The sequence below is a fragment of the Vibrio bathopelagicus genome, from assembly GCF_014879975.1.
GTDB lineage: Bacteria > Pseudomonadota > Gammaproteobacteria > Enterobacterales > Vibrionaceae > Vibrio > Vibrio bathopelagicus.
On the sequence record NZ_CP062501.1, the window covers coordinates 538,155 to 561,372 of the forward strand.

19 protein-coding genes, 5 tRNA genes and 3 rRNA genes are annotated in these 23,218 nt (G+C 46.8%); 23 read left to right on the top strand and 4 right to left on the bottom strand.

Annotated features, from left to right (window positions below; translation table 11 throughout):
• Window positions 1-179 precede the first annotated feature (179 nt).
• The 9 genes from IHV80_RS18715 (at window position 180) to IHV80_RS18755 (ending at window position 7,037) form a co-directional block, all read left to right on the top strand.
• Entirely contained in the window at window positions 180-704 is a 525-nt protein-coding gene (locus IHV80_RS18715) for a DUF3087 family protein (RefSeq protein ID WP_192891828.1), read from the top strand.
• Between the two features lie 591 nt (window positions 705-1,295).
• Window positions 1,296-2,850 (top strand): 16S ribosomal RNA (locus tag IHV80_RS18720).
• A gap of 123 nt (window positions 2,851-2,973) precedes the next feature.
• Window positions 2,974-3,049 (top strand) — tRNA-Glu (locus tag IHV80_RS18725).
• A gap of 2 nt (window positions 3,050-3,051) precedes the next feature.
• Window positions 3,052-3,127, top strand: a tRNA-Lys gene (locus IHV80_RS18730).
• 25 nt (window positions 3,128-3,152) lie between these two features.
• A tRNA-Ala gene (locus IHV80_RS18735) sits at window positions 3,153-3,228 on the top strand.
• A 32-nt stretch (window positions 3,229-3,260) separates the two neighbouring features.
• Window positions 3,261-3,336 (top strand) — tRNA-Val (locus tag IHV80_RS18740).
• 401 nt (window positions 3,337-3,737) lie between these two features.
• Window positions 3,738-6,631 (top strand): 23S ribosomal RNA (locus IHV80_RS18745).
• 94 nt (window positions 6,632-6,725) lie between these two features.
• A 5S ribosomal RNA gene (gene rrf, locus IHV80_RS18750) occupies window positions 6,726-6,841 on the top strand.
• Together the 16S, 23S and 5S rRNA genes with 5 tRNA genes alongside form the textbook arrangement of a ribosomal RNA operon.
• A 105-nt stretch (window positions 6,842-6,946) precedes the next feature.
• A tRNA-Ser gene (locus tag IHV80_RS18755) sits at window positions 6,947-7,037 on the top strand.
• Between the two features lie 185 nt (window positions 7,038-7,222).
• Here the strand turns inward: IHV80_RS18755 and IHV80_RS18760 are convergent.
• From IHV80_RS18760 to IHV80_RS18775, 4 genes are all read right to left on the bottom strand, one after another.
• On the bottom strand, window positions 7,223-8,545 hold the full coding sequence (locus IHV80_RS18760) for a CoA-disulfide reductase (protein WP_192891829.1): 1,323 nt from the start codon (window positions 8,543-8,545) through the stop codon (window positions 7,223-7,225).
• 77 nt (window positions 8,546-8,622) lie between these two features.
• Entirely contained in the window at window positions 8,623-10,029 is a 1,407-nt protein-coding gene (locus IHV80_RS18765; protein WP_086712474.1) for a cation:dicarboxylate symporter family transporter, read from the bottom strand.
• Between the two features lie 37 nt (window positions 10,030-10,066).
• A complete protein-coding gene (locus IHV80_RS18770; RefSeq protein WP_192891830.1) occupies window positions 10,067-10,450 on the bottom strand; it encodes a RidA family protein in 384 nt (127 codons plus the stop codon).
• A gap of 24 nt (window positions 10,451-10,474) precedes the next feature.
• Window positions 10,475-11,140 carry a helix-turn-helix transcriptional regulator gene (locus IHV80_RS18775; protein WP_017111553.1) on the bottom strand — a complete coding sequence of 222 codons (666 nt, stop codon included), beginning with the start codon at window positions 11,138-11,140 and terminating at the stop codon, window positions 10,475-10,477.
• 596 nt (window positions 11,141-11,736) lie between these two features.
• On the opposite strand from IHV80_RS18775, the gene phnC reads away from it, so the two are divergent.
• From phnC to IHV80_RS18845, 14 genes are all read left to right on the top strand, one after another.
• On the top strand, window positions 11,737-12,549 hold the full coding sequence (gene phnC / locus IHV80_RS18780; protein WP_192891831.1) for a phosphonate ABC transporter ATP-binding protein: 813 nt from the start codon (window positions 11,737-11,739) through the stop codon (window positions 12,547-12,549).
• 16 nt (window positions 12,550-12,565) lie between these two features.
• Window positions 12,566-13,567 carry a phosphonate ABC transporter substrate-binding protein gene (phnD, locus tag IHV80_RS18785; protein ID WP_192891832.1) on the top strand — a complete coding sequence of 334 codons (1,002 nt, stop codon included), beginning with the start codon at window positions 12,566-12,568 and terminating at the stop codon, window positions 13,565-13,567.
• A gap of 50 nt (window positions 13,568-13,617) precedes the next feature.
• Window positions 13,618-14,406: a phosphonate ABC transporter, permease protein PhnE gene (gene phnE, locus IHV80_RS18790; RefSeq protein WP_192891833.1), complete on the top strand. Its 789-nt coding sequence runs from the start codon at window positions 13,618-13,620 to the stop codon at window positions 14,404-14,406.
• Window positions 14,407-14,474: 68 nt separating this feature from the next.
• A complete protein-coding gene (phnF, locus tag IHV80_RS18795; RefSeq protein WP_192891834.1) occupies window positions 14,475-15,170 on the top strand; it encodes a phosphonate metabolism transcriptional regulator PhnF in 696 nt (231 codons plus the stop codon).
• Window positions 15,171-15,617 (top strand): phosphonate C-P lyase system protein PhnG, encoded by a 447-nt coding sequence (phnG, locus tag IHV80_RS18800; protein ID WP_192891835.1) that lies wholly within the window; start codon window positions 15,171-15,173, stop codon window positions 15,615-15,617. It abuts the gene before it with no gap.
• Between the two features lie 143 nt (window positions 15,618-15,760).
• Complete coding sequence (phnH, locus tag IHV80_RS18805; protein WP_192891836.1) at window positions 15,761-16,381, top strand: phosphonate C-P lyase system protein PhnH; 621 nt, start codon at window positions 15,761-15,763, stop codon at window positions 16,379-16,381.
• On the top strand, window positions 16,366-17,487 hold the full coding sequence (locus tag IHV80_RS18810; protein ID WP_192891837.1) for a carbon-phosphorus lyase complex subunit PhnI: 1,122 nt from the start codon (window positions 16,366-16,368) through the stop codon (window positions 17,485-17,487). Before phnH ends, IHV80_RS18810 begins: the two co-directional genes overlap by 16 nt.
• Window positions 17,484-18,440 (top strand): alpha-D-ribose 1-methylphosphonate 5-phosphate C-P-lyase PhnJ, encoded by a 957-nt coding sequence (locus IHV80_RS18815; protein WP_192891838.1) that lies wholly within the window; start codon window positions 17,484-17,486, stop codon window positions 18,438-18,440. Before IHV80_RS18810 ends, IHV80_RS18815 begins: the two co-directional genes overlap by 4 nt.
• Window positions 18,437-19,264, top strand: a complete 828-nt coding sequence (gene phnK, locus IHV80_RS18820) for a phosphonate C-P lyase system protein PhnK (RefSeq protein WP_192891839.1) — start codon at window positions 18,437-18,439, stop codon at window positions 19,262-19,264. The genes IHV80_RS18815 and phnK overlap by 4 nt, the downstream gene beginning before the upstream one ends.
• Before the next feature lie 10 nt (window positions 19,265-19,274).
• Window positions 19,275-20,000, top strand: a complete 726-nt coding sequence (gene phnL, locus IHV80_RS18825; RefSeq protein ID WP_192891840.1) for a phosphonate C-P lyase system protein PhnL — start codon at window positions 19,275-19,277, stop codon at window positions 19,998-20,000.
• Window positions 20,001-20,015: 15 nt separating this feature from the next.
• Window positions 20,016-21,149 (top strand): alpha-D-ribose 1-methylphosphonate 5-triphosphate diphosphatase, encoded by a 1,134-nt coding sequence (gene phnM / locus IHV80_RS18830; RefSeq protein ID WP_192891841.1) that lies wholly within the window; start codon window positions 20,016-20,018, stop codon window positions 21,147-21,149.
• 3 nt (window positions 21,150-21,152) lie between these two features.
• The gene (gene phnN, locus IHV80_RS18835; RefSeq protein ID WP_192891842.1) at window positions 21,153-21,809 is read left to right on the top strand and encodes a ribose 1,5-bisphosphokinase; all 657 of its coding nucleotides are present in this window, start codon (window positions 21,153-21,155) and stop codon (window positions 21,807-21,809) included.
• Entirely contained in the window at window positions 21,806-22,573 is a 768-nt protein-coding gene (gene phnP, locus IHV80_RS18840) for a phosphonate metabolism protein PhnP (protein WP_192891843.1), read from the top strand. The genes phnN and phnP overlap by 4 nt, the downstream gene beginning before the upstream one ends.
• Window positions 22,570-23,211, top strand: a complete 642-nt coding sequence (locus tag IHV80_RS18845) for a DapH/DapD/GlmU-related protein (RefSeq protein WP_192891844.1) — start codon at window positions 22,570-22,572, stop codon at window positions 23,209-23,211. Before phnP ends, IHV80_RS18845 begins: the two co-directional genes overlap by 4 nt.
• Window positions 23,212-23,218: the final 7 nt, after the last annotated feature.

Genomic DNA, 23,218 nt, shown 5'->3' on the forward strand with positions numbered 1-23,218 from the left:
GGTATGTAACTCTTTTCTATTAATGAAGTCAAATGGAGTTATGTATAGTACTGAGCGGAATAACTCTACGTATTAAATAGAGAGTGACCACATTACAAGATGGTAAAGGTTGAAGAGAACCAAGGTTTACATAGATAGTATGCGTAAATTATTAGGTGACTTACATAAGGAAGTAGTCGATGAAGTTACAGAAGATTAATAAAGAAGAATATAGAAAGAAGATGAACCTACTGTTGGTTTCATTGGTTGGGTCACTCGCCTTGTTCGCTATCGTATTTGGTAGCATTCTGATTGAACTTTTTGGTTCAGCTGGATCCGTTACTGGGGAAGCGACAGGTAATTTTCACTTGAATGTGCTCGGGGTAATTTTATCAGTCGCATTGAATGCGTTTATCGTAAGCCGTTTGAAAGGGCATGATTACTTTAAAGAAGCGCTTTATGTGTGGAACCTTAAACAAATGCACAATCAAATCTATCGTAAGCTTAAGCGCATCCAACCAAAAGCTGAGCAAGGCGATCGAGAAGCATTAACTATCCTTTACTTCTATTACACTACGCAAAAACAGGTATACGACCTAGATAACAATACATTGACGATAAAAACGGTTCAGCACTCGCTAGATAACATAGTGGAGCTGAGTGAAAAGTGGAGTATCGAACTGGATATAGAGGCATTCTCGAAAGATCTAGTCGCGAAACTCTAGGTTATATGCTCTTGATTGTATGAGCTTTAGCCTGTTAAAGAGGGTTTTGACGTAAAAGTAGACGCTTAAGCAACTTTTTTGAATTTTTATCAAAAAAGGGGTTGCCATGTTTTCGATGAACTCTATAATGCCGCCTCACTGACACGGCAGATGCCATAAGGCCTCAGCGGTAATCAGTAAGACGGAAAGTTCGAAAGAAATTAATTTTAAAAAGTGTTTGACACTTAAGATTAAATCGCTAGAATTCACGTCCGCTTTCAAGGGTTTCTTTGTAAAAAGAAAGTTTCGATAAGCAAAGCTCTTTAACAATTTAAACCTATCAATCTGTGTGGGCACTCGTTGATGAATATCAAAACGTTTTATCGTTAGATAAAACAGATTCTTCGGAATCAAAATGATTTCAATGAACTGAGTGACCAATACGTTTAACTACTTGTAGTTAATCGGCACAGTCAATTCATTACCATTCTGTTGGAATGGTAATAGCTTTAGAATTACATGTTTCTGTTCTTTTTTGAAAGAGCGGTAAATATTAGTTTTGAAGTCAGTATTCGTTGAGTCACACCTATTAATTTAGGTAATCAAAACTTTAAATTGAAGAGTTTGATCATGGCTCAGATTGAACGCTGGCGGCAGGCCTAACACATGCAAGTCGAGCGGAAACGACATTATTGATTCTTCGGAGGATTTAATGGGCGTCGAGCGGCGGACGGGTGAGTAATGCCTAGGAAATTGCCTTGATGTGGGGGATAACCATTGGAAACGATGGCTAATACCGCATAATGCCTACGGGCCAAAGAGGGGGATCTTCGGACCTCTCGCGTCAAGATATGCCTAGGTGGGATTAGCTAGTTGGTGAGGTAATGGCTCACCAAGGCGACGATCCCTAGCTGGTCTGAGAGGATGATCAGCCACACTGGAACTGAGACACGGTCCAGACTCCTACGGGAGGCAGCAGTGGGGAATATTGCACAATGGGCGAAAGCCTGATGCAGCCATGCCGCGTGTATGAAGAAGGCCTTCGGGTTGTAAAGTACTTTCAGTTGTGAGGAAGGGGGTAGTGTTAATAGCGCTATCTCTTGACGTTAGCAACAGAAGAAGCACCGGCTAACTCCGTGCCAGCAGCCGCGGTAATACGGAGGGTGCGAGCGTTAATCGGAATTACTGGGCGTAAAGCGCATGCAGGTGGTTCATTAAGTCAGATGTGAAAGCCCGGGGCTCAACCTCGGAACTGCATTTGAAACTGGTGAACTAGAGTGCTGTAGAGGGGGGTAGAATTTCAGGTGTAGCGGTGAAATGCGTAGAGATCTGAAGGAATACCAGTGGCGAAGGCGGCCCCCTGGACAGACACTGACACTCAGATGCGAAAGCGTGGGGAGCAAACAGGATTAGATACCCTGGTAGTCCACGCCGTAAACGATGTCTACTTGGAGGTTGTGGCCTTGAGCCGTGGCTTTCGGAGCTAACGCGTTAAGTAGACCGCCTGGGGAGTACGGTCGCAAGATTAAAACTCAAATGAATTGACGGGGGCCCGCACAAGCGGTGGAGCATGTGGTTTAATTCGATGCAACGCGAAGAACCTTACCTACTCTTGACATCCAGAGAAGCCAGCGGAGACGCAGGTGTGCCTTCGGGAGCTCTGAGACAGGTGCTGCATGGCTGTCGTCAGCTCGTGTTGTGAAATGTTGGGTTAAGTCCCGCAACGAGCGCAACCCTTATCCTTGTTTGCCAGCGAGTAATGTCGGGAACTCCAGGGAGACTGCCGGTGATAAACCGGAGGAAGGTGGGGACGACGTCAAGTCATCATGGCCCTTACGAGTAGGGCTACACACGTGCTACAATGGCGCATACAGAGGGCAGCAAGCTAGCGATAGTGAGCGAATCCCAAAAAGTGCGTCGTAGTCCGGATTGGAGTCTGCAACTCGACTCCATGAAGTCGGAATCGCTAGTAATCGTGAATCAGAATGTCACGGTGAATACGTTCCCGGGCCTTGTACACACCGCCCGTCACACCATGGGAGTGGGCTGCAAAAGAAGTGGGTAGTTTAACCTTTCGGGGAGGACGCTCACCACTTTGTGGTTCATGACTGGGGTGAAGTCGTAACAAGGTAGCCCTAGGGGAACCTGGGGCTGGATCACCTCCTTATACGAAGATACTTACGATGAGTGTCCACACAGATTGATTAGGTTTAGAAAAGCAAAGAGAAGAAGAACTCCCAAGGTTCTTCGAAGTTTGTTTCTACTTTTAAAGTGGAGATAAATTAGCAGTGTCCCGTTCGTCTAGAGGCCTAGGACACCGCCCTTTCACGGCGGTAACAGGGGTTCGACTCCCCTACGGGATACCATTGGGTCGTTAGCTCAGTTGGTAGAGCAGTTGACTTTTAATCAATTGGTCGCAGGTTCGAATCCTGCACGACCCACCATTTCCTCCCAAGGAAATAAAAATATGGGGCTATAGCTCAGCTGGGAGAGCGCCTGCCTTGCACGCAGGAGGTCTGCGGTTCGATCCCGCATAGCTCCACCATTCTTTCTCCATGAAGGAATTAAAACTATCATGGGCGATTAGCTCAGTTGGGAGAGCACCTGCCTTACAAGCAGGGGGTCACTGGTTCGAGCCCGGTATCGCCCACCATCTTTAAGCATTCTCGTAAGAGAGTATTTAAAAATGGGTTTAAAAGTTTAACACTTATAACTCTTGCTCTTTAACAATTTGGAAAGCTGACTGATTTAAATAACGAAGTTATTTAAATCAAATTTAAAAGTTCTCAATGTTTATCTGCTCTTATTTAATAGGGACGGTATAAACACAACAAACACATTCAAGTGTCTTGTATTCGAACGATCAGAAATGATTGTTCATTTTTGACTCTACTTTTTATTAAAAAGTGGAAACAAAAAGTAAATTGAGTCCGGCAAACAGTCATTGAGAATTAACCCTTCTTGATGACAACCAAAAACCTTGGTTAGTTGCCATACAAGTTTGTTTTCACTTTTCAAAAGTGAAAGTAAAACAGAGACCCTTTCGGGTTGTATGGTTAAGTGACTAAGCGTACACGGTGGATGCCTTGGCAGTCAGAGGCGATGAAAGACGTAATAACTTGCGATAAGCCCAGATTAGGTAGTAATAACCTTTTGAGTCTGGGATTTCTGAATGGGGAAACCCACGTGCATAAGCACGTATCCTGTTGTGAATACATAGCAACAGGAGGCAAACCGGGGGAACTGAAACATCTAAGTACCCCGAGGAAGAGAAATCAACCGAGATTCCGAAAGTAGCGGCGAGCGAAATTGGATTAGCCCTTAAGCTTTTAATGATGCAGGTGAAGAGTCTGGAAAGTCTCGCAATAAAGGGTGATAGCCCCGTAACCGACACATCATAATCAGTGAAATCGAGTAGGGCGGGACACGTGATATCCTGTCTGAATATGGGGGGACCATCCTCCAAGGCTAAATACTACTGACTGACCGATAGTGAACCAGTACCGTGAGGGAAAGGCGAAAAGAACCCCTGTGAGGGGAGTGAAATAGAACCTGAAACCGTGTACGTACAAGCAGTAGGAGCACCTTCGTGGTGTGACTGCGTACCTTTTGTATAATGGGTCAGCGACTTAATTTTAGTAGCAAGGTTAACCGTTTAGGGGAGCCGTAGGGAAACCGAGTCTTAACTGGGCGTACAGTTGCTAGGATTAGACCCGAAACCAGGTGATCTAGCCATGGGCAGGTTGAAGGTTGAGTAACATCAACTGGAGGACCGAACCGACTAATGTTGAAAAATTAGCGGATGACTTGTGGCTAGGGGTGAAAGGCCAATCAAACCTGGAGATAGCTGGTTCTCCCCGAAAGCTATTTAGGTAGCGCCTCGGACGAATACTACTGGGGGTAGAGCACTGTTAAGGCTAGGGGGTCATCCCGACTTACCAACCCTTTGCAAACTCCGAATACCAGTAAGTACTATCCGGGAGACACACGGCGGGTGCTAACGTCCGTCGTGGAGAGGGAAACAACCCAGACCGCCAGCTAAGGTCCCAAAGTATAGCTAAGTGGGAAACGATGTGGGAAGGCTCAGACAGCCAGGATGTTGGCTTAGAAGCAGCCATCATTTAAAGAAAGCGTAATAGCTCACTGGTCGAGTCGGCCTGCGCGGAAGATGTAACGGGGCTAAGCTATACACCGAAGCTGCGGCTACGTACCTTAGGGTATGTGGGGTAGGGGAGCGTTCTGTAAGCCGTTGAAGGTGGTCTGTAAGGGCTGCTGGAGGTATCAGAAGTGCGAATGCTGACATGAGTAACGATAAAGGGAGTGAAAAACTCCCTCGCCGGAAGACCAAGGGTTCCTGTCCAACGTTAATCGGGGCAGGGTAAGTCGACTCCTAAGGCGAGGCCGAAAGGCGTAGTCGATGGGAAACGGGTTAATATTCCCGTACTTCTTACAATTGCGATGGGGGGACGGAGAAGGCTAGGTGGGCCTGGCGACGGTTGTCCAGGTTCAAGTATGTAGGCGGAAAGTTTAGGTAAATCCGGACTTTCTTTAACGCTGAGATACGATGTCGAGCTACTACGGTAGTGAAGTCATTGATGCCATGCTTCCAGGAAAAGCCTCTAAGCTTCAGATTGTAAGGAATCGTACCCCAAACCGACACAGGTGGTCGGGTAGAGAATACCAAGGCGCTTGAGAGAACTCGGGTGAAGGAACTAGGCAAAATGGTACCGTAACTTCGGGAGAAGGTACGCTCTTATCAGTGAAGTCCCTTGCGGATGGAGCAGACGAGAGTCGCAGATACCAGGTGGCTGCAACTGTTTATTAAAAACACAGCACTGTGCAAAATCGTAAGATGACGTATACGGTGTGACGCCTGCCCGGTGCCGGAAGGTTAATTGATGGGGTTAGACTTCGGTCGAAGCTCTTGATCGAAGCCCCGGTAAACGGCGGCCGTAACTATAACGGTCCTAAGGTAGCGAAATTCCTTGTCGGGTAAGTTCCGACCTGCACGAATGGCGTAATGATGGCCACGCTGTCTCCACCCGAGACTCAGTGAAATTGAAATCGCTGTGAAGATGCAGTGTACCCGCGGCTAGACGGAAAGACCCCGTGAACCTTTACTACAGCTTGGCACTGAACATTGAACCTACATGTGTAGGATAGGTGGGAGACTATGAAACCGCGTCGCTAGATGTGGTGGAGTCGTCCTTGAAATACCACCCTTGTAGTTTTGATGTTCTAACGTTGGCCCCTGAATCGGGGTTACGGACAGTGCCTGGTGGGTAGTTTGACTGGGGCGGTCTCCTCCCAAAGAGTAACGGAGGAGCACGAAGGTGGGCTAAACACGGTTGGACATCGTGTGGTTAGTGCAATGGCATAAGCCCGCTTGACTGCGAGAATGACAATTCGAGCAGGTGCGAAAGCAGGTCATAGTGATCCGGTGGTTCTGAATGGAAGGGCCATCGCTCAACGGATAAAAGGTACTCCGGGGATAACAGGCTGATACCGCCCAAGAGTTCATATCGACGGCGGTGTTTGGCACCTCGATGTCGGCTCATCACATCCTGGGGCTGAAGTCGGTCCCAAGGGTATGGCTGTTCGCCATTTAAAGTGGTACGCGAGCTGGGTTTAGAACGTCGTGAGACAGTTCGGTCCCTATCTGCCGTGGGCGTTGGAAAATTGAAAGGGGCTGCTCCTAGTACGAGAGGACCGGAGTGGACGAACCTCTGGTGTTCGGGTTGTCATGCCAATGGCATTGCCCGGTAGCTAAGTTCGGAATCGATAACCGCTGAAAGCATCTAAGCGGGAAGCGAGCCTTGAGATGAGTTTTCCCTGACGCTATAAGCGTCCTAAAGGGTTGTCGTAGACTACGACGTTGATAGGCAGGGTGTGTAAGTGCTGCGAGGCATTGAGCTAACCTGTACTAATTGCCCGTGAGGCTTAACCATACAACACCCAAGGGGTTTTGTGGACTCAAAGACAGACCTTGAATGAGTTTGAAGAGACACTTTTAGATTATAGCTTTCCGAATTTTAAAATTTGCTTGGCGACCATAGCATTGTGGACCCACCTGATTCCATGCCGAACTCAGAAGTGAAACACAATAGCGCCGATGGTAGTGTGGGGCTTCCCCATGTGAGAGTAGGACATCGCCAGGCTCCTATTTATTTTCACTTTTTTAAAAAGTGAAGACAAAAGGTATCGTTATTTGCATAGCAAGTAACAACATCTACAGTGTACTAATCTGTTGATGACAATTTGCTGGAGGGATGGCTGAGTGGTCGAAAGCACCGGTCTTGAAAACCGGCAACCGTTAATAGCGGTTCTAGGGTTCAAATCCCTATCCCTCCACCACCATTAGAAAGCCCGCTGAGAAATCAGCGGGCTTTTTTTCGTTTTGAATTTGCTAAAAGAAAACCAAAATACCTTGGATACATCGTTATCTACTTAGTGAGAGGGTTATTCGAGTTGAGGTAACAAAGAGCAGAGCGTTTAGGCTCTGCTTTAGTGTTTTTTGAATGTAGCTAACTAGTCATCGCTTATTTTGCTACGTTACCTGCTACGTTTAGAGCATCCCAAGTCCGTGCGAATGGTGGCGCATAGCAGAAGTCCATATAGCCTAGCTGCTGTGTGGTCATTTTTGCAGTGATAGCAACAGCTAGTGCGTTGATTCGGCCTACAGCCCCTTTCTTACCAACGATTTCGCTACCTAGAAGAACATTGGTATCTGGGTGATAAACCAGTTTAACCTTGATGTCCTCTTGACCAGGGTAGTAATCCGTCTGGTTCTTGTCTGAAATCGTTGATACTTTCACATCTAAGTTATGTTCTTTCGCCAGAAGTTCATTCACGCCAGTACATGCCAGTTCGTAGTAGAGTACTTTCAAACAAGATGACCCCAAGAAGCCTGACATATAAGTATCTTTACCTGCAAGTTTGTCTGCCATCATGCGCGCTTGTTTGTTGGCTGTGGTTGCAAGTGGCACATATACCGGTTTGCCTAATGCCATGTGATGAACCACTGCACAGTCGCCTACAGCATGAATGTAAGCGTTTTCAGTTGCGCCATATTCATTCACTAACAATGCACCATTTGTAGCTTTTGGTAGTTCGAATACTTCTGTGTTTGGTTTGAAGCCGAGTGACAGGATCACGACATCCGCTTCTACAATACCGTTATCGGTCTCTACAATGTAACCGCCTTGCTCTGCATCGCGAATCGCAGACACGCTGCAACTTGTTTTAAGGTCTGCACCTGATTCTCTAATAGCCCTTTCAACTACTTCAATGATCTCTGGGCTGAACTGGCGGCTCATGATGTGCTGTTCACGTTCGATGATCGTTACGTGTTTGTCTAGGCCGTGTGCTGCGTCGAACACTTCTAAACCTATAAAGCCAGCACCAATCACACACACTCGTTGCTTATTACTGTCTTTCAAAGCTTCTTTTACTGCTAAGCCATCTTCCATGCTTGTCAGTGTATATACGTGTTCTGAGTTGTATTCACCGAACGAAGGAACGATTGGTCGCGCGCCTGTGGCAATCACCACCATATCGTAATCGATGATGCTCTCTTCGCCTTTATGACGAACTTTAATCTGCTTTTCAATGCGGTCTAGTGAGACCATTTCTGTTTCAATACGAACGTCTAAGCCAGAGTTAATCGCTTGTTCTGGCGTACGAGAAATCATGCGTTCTGTGTCATCAAACATGCCGCCCGCAAAGTAGGGTAAACCACATGCTCCAAAAGAGATGTAACTACGCTTATCTAGAACGATGACTTCGTCTGTTGGCTGATTACGTTTGTATTTTGCTGCGAAACTCATACCAGCGGCGCTACCGCCTATAACAACAACTTTCATATTTATTACCTAAATAACCTGAACTCAGGAAAAACAGAAGAGCACTCATGAGGAGTGCTCTTAATTAAGCGTGTGAATTATACTGCTGCTTCTTTTGAAACCGTCGCAGCAACATCAGCGTCGTATTGCTCTGTGTTTAACGAGCCGTTTTTCTTAGCCGTTAGAACACCAGATAACATAGAGCCTGAGATGTTAAGTGCGGTACGAGCCATGTCGATTAGCGCTTCGATAGAAACCAGAATCGCTACCACAGTAATATCTAGACCCATGATGGTTAGTACCGCTACTGCGGCGAATGTTGCACCGCCACCAACACCTGCGATACCGAATGAAGCAATCGCGATAACAGCAATCAGTTGTAGGATGAAGCCTAAGTCAACGGGCATACCCATAACTTGTGCTGCCATGATGGCTAGCATTGCTGGGTAGATACCTGCACAACCGTTCTGACCGATACTGGTACCGAATGTCGCTGACATGTTTGCTGTTTCTTCGTCCACACCTAGGCGCTGAGTTTGTGTTTCAACGTTTAGTGGGATAGCCGCCATACTTGAGCGAGAACCAAAGCCGAATACCAATACAGGCCAGATTTTCTTCATGAACTTCGCTGGAGAAAGGCCGAACATAGACACCATTACGAAGTGAATGCCGAACATAACGCCGATTGCCACGTAGCTCGCTAATAGGAAGCGTCCCATCTCAGCAAGTGCGAATAGGTCGTTGGTCATCATGAACGTGGTCATCAGAGCGAATACACCGTAAGGCGTTAGCTTCAAAATTTCACGTACCATTGATAGCACTACTTCTTTTGCAGAGTTTATGAAATCAACGAAGTTTTGCACTTTTTCAGGCTTACGGTTTTTCACTTGCAGGATACAGTAACCAAGGAACATACCGAACAATACTGTCGATAGTGTAGAGGTACGCTGAGAGCCTGTTAGCATGTCAAAGATGTTGGTTGGGATGATAGACAGCGCCATACCAGAAAGACCACTGCTCGCCATTGCATCTTGTGTTGCTACCAGTGAATCACCACGAGCTTCAATCGCACTGTTTGTTCCAATGGTGCTCACTAGCGCGTTTGCATCGATACCAAATAGGTAAATACTTGCGATACCAACTGCCGCTGAGATTGCACAAGTGAAAAGTAGAATACCGATGATTTTTGGTGCGATACGAGATAACGCGCCGCCACCTTCAACGTTCATGATCGAAGAGATCATCGCCACGAACACGAGCGGGATAACGATCATTTGTAGAAGCTTGATGTAGCCTTTACCGAACACTGAGATCAGTTCAGCAAAGCCTGATGTAGCAACGTTACCGACACCGAAAACAAGCTGAATTGCGCCACCGAACAACAAGCCAGCAGCAAGCGCACTCAGTACGCGGAAGTTAAAACTTTTCTTTTGCTTTTTAAAATTCGACAGCAGTGCGTAAAATCCAAAAAACAGTATGCTTAATCCAATAAATGAAACGCTCATGAGAATCTCCTATGATACCCATTAATACCTAAGTCGGTTACTTTCTGTATGCGATGGCTTCAACTTCAACCAGTGCGTCTTTTGGTAGTCTTGCGGCTTCAACACAAGAACGAGCAGGTGCGTTCTCCGTGCCAAACACTTCGGTGTACACTTCGTTAAACGCAATAAAGTTTTCCATGTCTGAAAGGAAGCAGGTTGTCTTCAATACAGTGTCTAGACTAGCTCCACTTGCTTCTAAAACAGCCTTCAAATTTTCAAGAGACTGGCGAGCCTGCTCTTTAACGCCACCTTCAACAAACTGCATGGTTTCTGGAACAAGAGGTAATTGACCTGAGGTATAAACCATGTCGCCGTAAGACGTACCTTGTGAGTAAGGGCCGATAGCTGCAGGTGCTTGTTCAGTGGTAATGATCTGTTTCACGATGTAACTCCTAAATTATTGGTTTTATTCTGATTTAAATTCACGGATAAACTTGTAAACCGCCTGACGGCTGATCCCAAGTTGTTCTGATACTTGTGTCGTCGTCTCTTTTAGCTCAAATACGCCGTTATCAAACAAACAACGAATGATGGCTTTGTTACGACTTTTGCAGGAAATCGTTTCGTCTTGTTCCACTTCTTTTATTGCTGCGGTCAGCGCTTGTTGAATCACGTCATTTGCGCTTTTGCTGAAAGTCTCACTGACTAGTGTCTGAGACACATTGCATGTTGGCATCAACGTTTTAACGATTTCAGGGAATGGGAAGGATAAGTTCATGTTGATACACAGCATTCCAATCGGCTTTTGCTGTGGTCCGGCTAGCACACAGGTCGTTGATTTAAGTAGGGAGCCGTCTGCTGCATTGGTGAAATAACTCTTTGGAGAAACTTCGCCGGTTTTCTCGAATTTACTCCACATACGTAAACCTAAGTCTGTGATAGGAGAGCCGATTTCACGACCGGTATGATGACCGTTGACGATTTTCACGACCGAGTTTTCTAAGCTTTCAAATGAATGAATGACTACTTCACAGTAGGGGCCAATCAAATCAGCGAGCGTGTCTGCTAAGCGGAAGTAATTGCTTAAACATTCTCTGTCTTCATCGGTGAATCTAACTTGTTTTACATTCATAGTTTCGGTTTACATTTTTGAACTTGATGGCTGAAATCTACTCCTTTGGAGGTATTTGAGCAAGGTGCAGTAAACTTCTGTAAACCGTTAAAAAGCGTCTAAAACATCAACAAATAACGGAAATTCAACTGAAATTAAGAGCGAAATTTGAACAGGATCACTAAACCATCCTCAATATGGTTTAATTTCTTAAACCCCATCAAAGTTTAAATATTTAAAATCAAAGATTGCATTTTTGAACACTTTAATGATCTAGAACAAATTCATGATTGAGGTGAAACGAGCATTCCATAATGGGGTGCTTTTTTATATGCGAGCTTATTAGTTATTGGAGGTGTTTATCTCTCGAGCAAAGATCTATAAGACGTTGCCGTCATTATTGAGCTTTTTATTGTCAAATTACTGTGAATTACCTCTGTATATAAGTTGATATTCCCCATCAAATCTCTCCTTCTTTTTACATTTAAAACAGCGAGTTAAGTTTGTCTAGACAAGTTAGTTAACCGCTTGAAATATTTCATTTCTGCAAATAAACCGACACGTAACTTTAATAATCAGACGTCAAAGTGGCCTTAAATCAAACAGGGACACTGACGATGAATAACATCATTGAAGTTAAGAAGGTCAACAAGACATTCGGCTCAAATCAAGCGTTGAATGGAATCAATCTGACTATTACCAGCCGTAAGATGACGGCACTACTTGGGCCATCGGGCTCCGGAAAATCAACACTGCTTCGACATTTAAGTGGTTTGATCATTGGTGATAAGAACGCGGACTCTCAAATCAACGTGCTTGGTCAAACTGTGCAGGCGAATGGCAAGGCAGACAGCAATGTTCGCAACTGCCGTGCACAAGCGGGTTACATCTTCCAACAATTCAATCTCGTTAACCGCTTATCAGTGATGACCAACGTACTGATTGGCGCATTGAGCTCTACTCCTAAATGGAGAACGCTAACGGGTATGTTTACGGTTGAGCAGCAGCAACAAGCACTTGAAGCACTGCGTCGAGTAGGCATGGAAGACTTCGCGGGCCAACGTGTTGGCAACCTATCAGGTGGTCAGCAGCAACGTGTAGCGATTGCTAGAGCTTTGATGCAGAAAGCTAAAATCATATTTGCGGATGAGCCTATTGCCTCACTCGATCCTGAGTCTGCACGTGTTGTGATGGAGCTACTCACTGATATCAATCAGAAAGAGGGCATTCCAGTCATCGTCACACTTCATCAAGTCGACCACGCACTTAAATATTGCGAAAACATTGTGGTTTTAAAAGATGGCCAAGTGTTTTACGAAGGAAAAAGTGCAGAGCTGACCAAGCCACAATTGGAAAGTTTATACCGTTCGAAAAAATCAGTCGACACGCAGAATATTCAACCATCTGACGTGCTTGCTGCGTCGTTCTAAATATCAGGGAAGTAAGATGTTTTATTCAATGAAGTCGGGAATTAAGAAGGCGATAACGCTAGCAACTGCACTTATGGCAACGCTGACAGCAAGCCATGCAATTGCAAAAGAAGAGATTAACTTCGGCATTATCGCGACCGACGCTCAGCAAAACTTACGTCAGCGTTGGGAGCCTCTCTTAGATGATCTTGGTGAGGCGTTAGGGGTATCAGTGAAGGCCTATTTTGCCCCTGATTACGCGGGAATCATTCAAGCGCAACGTTTTGGCAAGGTTGATTTTGCCTATTACGGCAACAAAGCAGCAATGGAAGCGGTGGACCGTGCTGATGCCGAGATATTTGCGCGTTACATCGATGAAGATGGCCTTCAAGGCTACTACAGCTTGCTTATCGTCAATGCGGAAAATGACAACATCAACACACTGCAAGACGTTCTCGATCAGCACGAAACGCTCAAACTTGGTAATGGTGACCCAAATTCTACGTCTGGTTTTTTAGTCCCTAACTTTGAGGCGTTCGCAAACAACGGAATTTCTGCAAATGACTTTGACCGTACTGTTATTGCAAGTCACGGCTCGAATGTGATGGCGGTTGCGAATAATCAAGTGGACGTCGCAACTAATCACACTATGAACCTTATCCGTATTGAAGAGAGCAACCCTGAGTTGTTCAAAAAACTAAAGGTGGTTTGGCAGTCAGAGCTTATTCCTTCAGACGTGGTGACGTATCGCAAGAATCTCGATGCAGATATGAAGAAGAAAGCACGTGATTTCTTTGTCAACTACGGCAAGAGCGGTAATAAACAGCAACTTGAGAACCTACACCAATTGGCGTGGTCTGGATTTGCGGCAACTGATAACAATCAATTACTTCCCATTCGTCAAATGGAAGCGTTTAAGAAGCTCGTTGAAGCTGAAAACAACAGCAACCTAAGCGAAACGGACAGAACCAAGCGCATGGCGCAATACCAAGCAGAAATCGATCAGCTACAAACTCAAATTGATGCGCTGAAAGGTTAATCCCAACTATTGCGCCGCTGTGGGTGGCGCAACAACAGAGTAAGAGAACAATGACTGCAATAACTCAACGTTACGAGCCTTCATCGAAGCTGTCGATTAAAAACGGCGTGATTGCTGTGATAACGCTACTGGTCCTTAGCTGGGCGTGGCAAGGCGCAGAAATGGCACCAATGATGTTCTTTGAACACCCGGAGAACATGGTTCAGCTTGGTAAAGACTTTTTTCCAGCTGACTTCAGTGAAAGCAATGTGTACTTCAGCGAAATGCTGGTGACGATTCAAGTGGGGATCTGGGGAACCGTGTTGTCGATTCTGTTAGCGATTCCATTTGGCATTCTGAGTGCTGAAAACCTGATGCCGAGCTGGGTGACATTTCCAATTCGCCGACTGATGGATTGTCTACGCGCTATCAACGAAATGGTGTTTGCGATGCTGTTTGTAGTGGTCGTTGGGCTGGGACCGTTTGCTGGTGTGATGGCACTGTTTATTCACACTACCGGTGTGCTTGCCAAACTGTTTGCTGAGGCCATTGAAGCGATTGAACCCGGCCCGATGGAAGGCGTGAAAGCGACAGGCGCAAACCCATTTGAGGTAATTCTATACGGTGTAATTCCACAAGTGATGCCACTTTGGATTTCATATTCGCTGTACCGCTTAGAGTCGAATATTCGCTCGGCAACGGTTGTAGGTATGGTTGGCGCGGGCGGCATTGGTGTGCTGCTTTGGCAATCTATCTCAGGTTTCCAGCTACAACAAACCGCAGCAATCATGTCGATCGTTATCGTGACGGTGAGCGTTATCGACTTCGTTTCTCAAATCATCCGTAAGAAGTTTATCTAGGCATCTTAGATGTCTATTTGTCTGAACTTATCTAGATAAGTAATTCAATTATAGGGAAGGAACATCTTATGCCGGTTTACTTAGATATTGCTTCACAGCTTGAACAGGAAGTGAAAGACCGCTTTGTTCCAGGTGATTACTTACCACCGGAATCCAAATTAGCTGAGCGCTTTGCCGTGAATCGTCACACGCTTCGTCGCGCTGTCGATGAACTCGTATCAACAGGGCTTATTCAACGTCATCAAGGCAAAGGCAATATGGTAATTCGTGAGCCAAGTGAGTATCGACTTCATTCGGGGGCGCATTTCACCAAGAACCTGATTGAACAAGGTGCGATGCCAAGGTGTGAGGTGCTTCAGTCTCGCCTTATCAATGTATCCCCCAAGATTGCGGGCTACTTGAAGATTGAAGAGGGGAGCAAGGTTATTCACATCCGTACCCTGCGAAAAACCGGAGAGACACCGAGAACCATCATCGACCACTACCTAGCGAATCTGGCGTGGTGGCCGATTCTCAAGAATTTCACTAACGGTTCTTTGCACCAGTTTATTCAGCGTGGTTTGGATACTGATTTAGAGCGAAAGGAAACGCGTGTGGGGGCAAAAATCCCAACCAATGAAGAGTGTCGTTTATTGCAAATCAGCACCAGCACACCGCTACTCAAAATTAAAACCACCAACGTAATCAAAGGTACGCAAGTGATAGCGGAATTTTCAAGTTCCAACACCCGTGCCGACGCAACCGAAATTGTAATGGAGCACTAAATGACAGCTTTGAAAGAGCGACAAAAGTGGATGTCAGTACTCGCGCAGAGCCAGTTTTCAGAACTAAAAACGCGCTGGGAAGCATTAGGGCTAGAAGCGGAATACGCCATGGTTCGTCAGCCAGAGATTGGTTTAGCACAAGTGCGAGCTCGTATGGGCTCAACTGGCCGTCAGTTCAACATGGGTGATGTCACCGTTACGCGCGCCGTGGTCAAGCTAGCAAGTGGAGAACTTGGTTACAGCTATCTACAGGGGCGAAGTAAGCCTCATGCAGAACTAGCAGCAGTTGTCGATGCCTTGATGCAAAACGGGCAACAAGCCGAGGTGATCAAGGCGCAAGTTATTGAGCCGTTGGCTGCAATGAAACACGAACGAGACAGTGAACGTGGCCAAGAAGTGGCTTCAAGCAAAGTGGACTTTTTTACCATGGTTCGCGGAGAAGACTAGGTTCGCGGAGAAGACTGGCTTAGTGAAGAAAAGCTTCGCGGCGAAGCTTATTTTGTAAAGAAGAACAGCTTCGCAGACAAGCCCAAGAACCACATGTCATTCAAGAACAAGATTAACGAACTAAACAGGTTAGAACGAATTCAATGAGTATGATTTCTCCTGCATTTCAAGATGCAGTTCATGACAGCCAGCAGTGCTTTCGATTACTGCTGAAGGCGATGTCGGAACCCGGCACCGTAGTAACGCTAAACCGTTGTGAAGGCTTTGGTTCCATGATGAGTGCAGCTGCCCAAACGCTGCTTTCAATGGCCGACAATGCGACGCCAATTTGGCTATCCGCGACATTAAAGGCCGACCACACCGTCACTGAAAACATTAAGTTTCATGTTGGCGCGCCGATTGTAGAACAGCTTCAACAGGCCAGTTTTGCTGTGATATCAGAGCAAGATTTACTGGAGATTGATTGGTCAGAACTGACATTTAATCTCGGCAACGAAGAGTATCCAGATACTTCAACAACGATTGTAATTGAAGTGGATAGCTTAACGTCAGGTACTGAGCTGTCACTGAGTGGTCCAGGAATCCAAAGTGAAAAAATAGGTTCATTCACCGGATTACCTGCGGGCTTTATTGCTTACCTTAAAGAACGTCAATCCTTGGTGAAGTTCCCATTAGGTGTTGATTTTATCTTTGCCGCAGAGCAGCAAGTGCTGTGTCTGCCTCGTACAACCAAAGTGGAGGCGACATCATGTACGTTGCTGTAAAGGGTGGAGAAAAGGCCATTAGCTTGGCGCACCAACTGCAAGCCAAGAAGCGTCGCGGTAATCCAGAGCTTCCAGAGCTGACTGTAGAGCAGATTCAAGAGCAGTTGTCGGGGTCGGTGGACCGAGTGATGACGGAAGGTGGTATTTATGACAAACAACTTGCGGCATTGGCAATCAAACAAGCGGCTGGCGATTTAGTCGAAGCTATTTTCTTGTTACGCGCTTACCGCACCACGTTGCCTCGCTTGATCACAGCGCAACCTATCGACACGAGTGCAATGCGAATCGAGCGTCGTATTTCTGCAACTTATAAAGATTTGCCGGGAGGACAGATTTTAGGTCCAACCTATGATTACACGCATCGCCTGTTGGATTTCAGCCTACTTGCTGAAGGCGAAGCACCGCAGATCCCAACTCAAGATGTGGTTGACTCTGAACCTTGCCCACAGGTATTAGGCATTCTTGAAAACCTCGACATGATGTTGACCGAAGAAGATGACCAGCAAGTACCAGAAGACATCACCATGAATCCGGTGAACTACCCGTGTAACCGTAGTGCACGCCTACAAAACTTGGTGCGCGGCGATGAAGGTTTCTTATTGGCATTGAGCTATTCAACCCAACGTGGCTATGGTCGTAACCACCCATTCGCAGGCGAGATTCGTACCGGATTTTCAACGCTATCTATTGAACCTGAAGAGCTAGGTTTTAGCATCGACATTGGTGAAATAGAGCTGACAGAGTGTCAGATGATCAATGGCTTTGTTGGTAATAAACAACAGAAAGCCAAGTTGACTCGCGGCTACGGTTTAACGTTTGGTGCGACTGAGCGTAAAGCGATGTCGATGGCCTTGGTTGACCGTTCTTTGCAAGCTGCAGAATACGATGAGCCAGTGGATGGTCCAGCTCAAGATGAAGAGTTTGTGCTTTCTCACTCAGACAATGTCGAAGCCGCTGGCTTTGTGTCTCACCTAAAACTTCCTCACTACGTCGATTTCCAAGCGGAACTAGAGCTGCTTAGAAAAATGCATAAAGAGCACGATGAATTGATGGCTCAGCCAGGTAATGACGAACAAGGTAATGGCGAACACGGAGGTCAGTCATGAACACAGCAACACTTAATGCACCGATACTTAACTCTTCAACGACGTTAAATACCGAAGATAAAGCATCTCAAAGCCCGGTCGGGGCTACGGGTTACAACTATGGCTACCTTGACGAGCAAACCAAGCGAATGATTCGCCGTGCGTTGCTTAAAGCGGTGTCTATTCCGGGTTACCAAGTGCCTTTTGGTGGTCGTGAAATGCCAATGCCTTACGGATGGGGAACTGGTGGCGTGCAGATCACCGCTGCGATTATCGGTCAACCAGACACGCTAAAAGTTATCGACCAAGGTGCAGATGACACCACCAATGCGGTGTCGATTCGTGAGTTCTTTAAATCTATCGCCAGTGCACAAACGACTGAAAAAACCACAGAAGCGAGCATCATCCAGACTCGTCACCGTATCCCAGAAGTCGATCTTCAAGAAGATCAGATCTTGGTGTATCAGGTGCCGATCCCTGAGCCGCTGCGCTTTATTGAGCCACGTGAAACCGAGACTCGCAAAATGCATGCGCTGCAAGAATACGGAATCATGCATGTAAAATTGTATGAAGACATCGCACGTTTTGGCCATATCTCAACGGCTTACGCTTACCCAGTGCGAGTCAATGACCGCTACATCATGGACCCATCGCCAATTCCTAAGTTCGACAACCCGAAAATGGACAACATGGCCGCACTGCAACTGTTTGGTGCGGGTCGCGAGAAGCGCATCTATGCTGTTCCTCCTTACACCAAGGTTCAGAGTTTAGATTTCGAAGATCACCCGTTTGAGATTCAGAAGTGGGACGAGCCGTGTGCAATTTGTGGTTCGAAGGATACCTTCCTTGATGAGGTCGTTATGGATGACCAAGGCTCACATATGTTTGTTTGCTCAGATACGGATTACTGCCGTGAGCAACAAGAAAGCAGCCAACAACTTGATGGAATTGTTAAAGAGGAGAGTAACGCATGAACGCTGTGACGAACATGAAACACGAATGGAATCAGTCAGAGCAACCTCTGTTGTCTGTCTCTAATCTCACGAAGTTGTATGCGCCAGGTAAGGGTTTTCAGAATGTATCTTTCGATCTCTATCCCGGTGAAGTGTTGGGAATTGTCGGGGAGTCTGGCTCAGGAAAAAGTACCTTATTGAAGTCGCTTTCTGGTCGTCAAACACCAGACAGCGGTGAGGTGATTTACTTGCGTGGTGATGCGGATAAGCAAATTTCACAATTGGAAGACTTATATCAGATGGCGGAAAGCCAGCGCCGTCACTTGCTGCGCACAGAGTGGGGCGTGGTGCATCAACATCCAATGGATGGTCTACGTGGCCGAGTATCGGCGGGTGGCAACATTGGTGAGCGTTTGATGGCAGTAGGCGAACGTAACTATGGCGAGATTCGTGAGAAATCGGCGAAATGGCTTAGCGATGTTGAGATCCCAACGGATCGAATGGACGACATGCCGACGACTTTCTCTGGTGGTATGCAGCAAAGATTACAGATCGCCCGCAACCTCGTGACTCACCCTAAGTTGATCTTCATGGATGAGCCGACTGGCGGCTTGGATGTGTCGGTCCAAGCCAAGTTGCTTGATCTTCTTCGTCGCTTAGTCACGGAGCTTGAGTTAGCTGTGGTTATCGTAACTCACGATCTTGCTGTGGCTCGCTTGCTTGCACATCGACTCATGGTAATGCGTCGTAGTGAAGTCGTAGAAAGTGGCCTTACCGATCAAGTGCTTGATGATCCTCAACACCCATATACACAATTGCTGGTTTCTTCTGTATTGCAGAATTAAGGACGATGACATGAATACCAAACTAACCGTAAACAACGTCAGCAAAACCTTTGTGCTGCACAACCAAAATGGCGTTGAGCTGCCTGTACTTACTGGTGCTAACTTTTCCGTAAACAGCGGCGAGTGTGTGGTCCTTCACGGTCACTCTGGCTCAGGTAAATCAACGCTATTGCGTGCGCTCTATGCCAACTACTTGGTGGACTCAGGCTCGATTAATATTGTGCATCAGGGCTGCACGCTAGACCTTGCAAAAGCAACACCAAGAGAAATCATCAATGTACGTAAACACACCATAGGTTGGGTGAGCCAGTTCTTGCGTGTGATTCCGCGTATCAGTGCGCTGGAAGTGGTGATGCAACCTATGTTGGAAATGGGTGGCTGCGTGCAAGAAGCTGAAGAGAGAGCCAAGTTACTGCTGACTCGCCTAAACGTGCCAGAGCATTTATGGCACTTAGCACCTGCGACCTTTTCTGGTGGTGAACAGCAGCGTGTGAACATCGCACGCGGTTTTATTGTTGATTACCCAATCCTACTGCTTGATGAACCAACCGCTTCGCTCGATGCGACCAACAGTGCGGTAGTCGTGAGCTTGATTGAAGAAGCCAAAGCGGGCGGCGCTGCAATCATCGGTATCTTCCATGATGAAGCAACACGAGATTTAGTTGCTGACCGCCTGTATGACGTGAAGCTACAACAAGACATTTCACCAAAACAACTCACTACAGCGTGTGCGTAAAGGGAGCTGACGCAAATGATTATTACCAACGTAAATCTGGTGCTTGAAAATGAAGTGGTACGTGGCTCGGTTGAACTGCGAGACGGCGTGATCGCCAACATGTCTGACTCTACAAGCCAACTTCCGGGTGCCTTTGATGGTGAGAATGGCTTTTTAATGCCGGGTTTGATTGAGCTGCATACAGACAATCTAGAGAAGTACTTCACGCCAAGACCAAAGGTGAACTGGCCACCGCTTTCCGCAATGAGCGCGCATGATACGCAGCTGATAGGTTCAGGCATCACCACAGTGCTCGATGCAGTCGCTTTAGGGGATTACCGAGATGGCAATCGCCAAGAGAACCTCGACCAGTTTATTAATACTGTGGCCGAGAGCCAGAAGCGTGGTTTAACCCGCGCCGAGCACCGTATTCACTTGCGTTGTGAAGTGCCACATTCCACCACGGTTGGTCTGTTTGAGCGTTACGTGAACATGCCAGAAGTGCAGTTAGTCTCCGTAATGGATCACGCTCCAGGCCAGCGTCAGTTTGTGAACCTAGATAAGTACCGCACTTACTATCAAGGTAAATACAACATGACGGATGCTGAGATGGCGGTGTATGAAAAAGACCAAGTTGCTCAGTCTGAACGTTGGTCGAAACAGAATCGTGATGAGATCACTCGTCAGTGCCGTGATTTGAACATTCCAACGGCAAGTCATGATGATGCGACTAGCGCACATGTGACCGAATCTAAAGAGTTGGGTATGGTGATTGCTGAATTCCCTACCACGGTCGAAGCAGCGAAGCGCTCTCACGAATTAGGTTTGAAGGTGATGATGGGAGCGCCAAACGTGATTCGTGGCGGTTCGCATTCCGGTAATGTTGCAGCACATGAATTGGCGTCCTTGGGCGTGTTGGATATCTTGTCATCCGATTATTACCCTGTGAGTTTGTTAGACGCAGTGTTTACGCTGGTCAACGATGAACGTAACCACCTTGATATGGCACAAGCGGTGCAACTGGCGACGTTGAACCCAGCGCAAGCCCTTGGCTTACACGACCGAGGTGTGATTGCAGAGGGTAAACGTGCTGACTTGGTGCTCGCGCATCGTGTTGATGGTCATCAGCTCGTTTCTCGTGTGTGGCGCGAAGGCAAGAAGGTATTCTAATCCATGTCTAAAGGTTACTCATTTGATGTGAATGGGGGGGTGAACGCTGCCCCTAAAGCTGACAAACCGGGTCAGCTTTATTACGTAATTGGTCCTTCTGGAGCAGGGAAAGATTCGATTATCTCGGCGCTGCGTGAGCAGTTCGTCAAAGACTTAGTGGTTGCTCATCGCTACATTACACGTGCGGCCGATGCTGGTGGAGAAAACCATGTAGAACTCAGTGAGGATGAATTCTTTATTCGCTACTCGCGCAACATGTTTGCAATGAGTTGGCAGGCTCACGGCATGAGCTATGGCATCGGCCAGGAGGTTCATCAATGGATGGATGCGGGCTTAAGTGTCGTGGTTAATGGTTCGCGTGCGTATTTGGATGCAGCCAGAGACTTGTTTGACGAGCGGTTAGTTCCCGTTGTAGTGAGCGTTAAGCCTGAAGTGTTAGAAGCACGCTTACGAGCTCGTGGCCGTGAAAGTGAAGCTGAGATTGCCCTTCGATTACAACGTGCAGCGGACTATTGTGTGGACTCTGTGTCGGGAGTGTCGACTCTCAATAACACACTGTGTATTGATAACAGTGGCACGCTTGAACAGAGCATTGCGCAGTTTGCACGATTAAAAGAGCAAGCTGAAAGGCTCGCAGAACCAGCAGGTGGTGTCGCATGAAGTTGACCATGTTAGGCACTGCCAGCAGCGCGATGGTACCAGTTTACGGTTGTGACTGTTCGGTGTGCGTGTCTGCCCTTGAAGATCCGAGCTTAAGGCGCGAAAAGTCATCGGCTTTCCTTGAACATAATGGTAAGTATCTACTGTTGGATGCCAATGCTCCTGATCTTATGTGCCGATTCCCCGCAGGATCGATTGACCAGATCTTACTAACGCATTACCACATGGATCATGTTCATAGTTTGTTTGATCTTCGATGGGGCGCTGGCGATAAGATCTCAGTAATTTCTCCTGATGATCCACTTGGTTGTGATGATCTCTATAAACACCCAGGTATCTTGGATTTTTCATCGCGTGCTCAAGCGTTTAAGCCGTTCGATTGGCAGGGAATCACCGTCACACCATTGCCACTCAACCACTCTAAACTTTGTCTTGGTTATTGTTTTGAATTTGCCGGGAAGCGCTTAGCTTATTTAACTGACACGGTGGGGCTGCCAAAGCAAACTGAGCGTTGGTTGAAAGAGTTTCCTGTCGATTGGTTGATCACCGATTGCAACTCCCCACCGATTGAAGACTCTCAAGTTCGAGCGAGCTCTAATCACAATGACTTCCACCACATACTTGGTATTGATGAGAACTGTCGTCCGAAAAAGCTTGGCCTGATTCATGTTAGCCACCACATGCTTGGATGGGCAGAACAACACCCACACGCCTTTTCGCAGCGATTGCGTATTCTCAACGATGGCGAGGAGATAACCCTATGAGCCAACCTCTTTCCCCAACCTTAAACAGCGAACCTAGCGTTGCTGAAAGCAGTAAGCTACATAACGTTGAGCTAGGGCGTTGGACTGAAATCGCCGACCGTTGTGTGTTAAACAACGTGTTGGTTGGAGATTACAGTTATATTCAAAATGACTGTAATTTGATGTTTACTGAGATTGGTAAATTCACCTCCATTGCAGCGGCCGTTCGTTTGAACCCGAGTAATCACCCATGGTGGCGTCCAACGCTGCATCACTTCACTTATCGCCCAGGAAAGTATCAGTTAGGTGAAGACCCCACTTCATTGGATGATGAGGTATTTTCATGGCGTGAAGAAGACAAAGTGCATGTTGGGCATGATGTGTGGATTGGCCACGGCGTGATTGTGCTGCCGGGTATCACGATTGGTAATGGTTCGATAGTCGGTGCGGGAAGTGTGGTTACGAAAGACGTGCCGCCATACTCAATTGTGGTTGGTAACCCTGCCAAGGTATTGCGTCCTCGCTTTGATGAACCTAGCTATGCTGAGCGATTAGAAAGCCTTGAATGGTGGCATTGGGATGATGAAAAACTGGCTGAAGCATTGCCACTGTTTCAGAAAGATTGTGGCGAATTTCTGAGTCACTTTGAGCAATCTTGAATCGAGT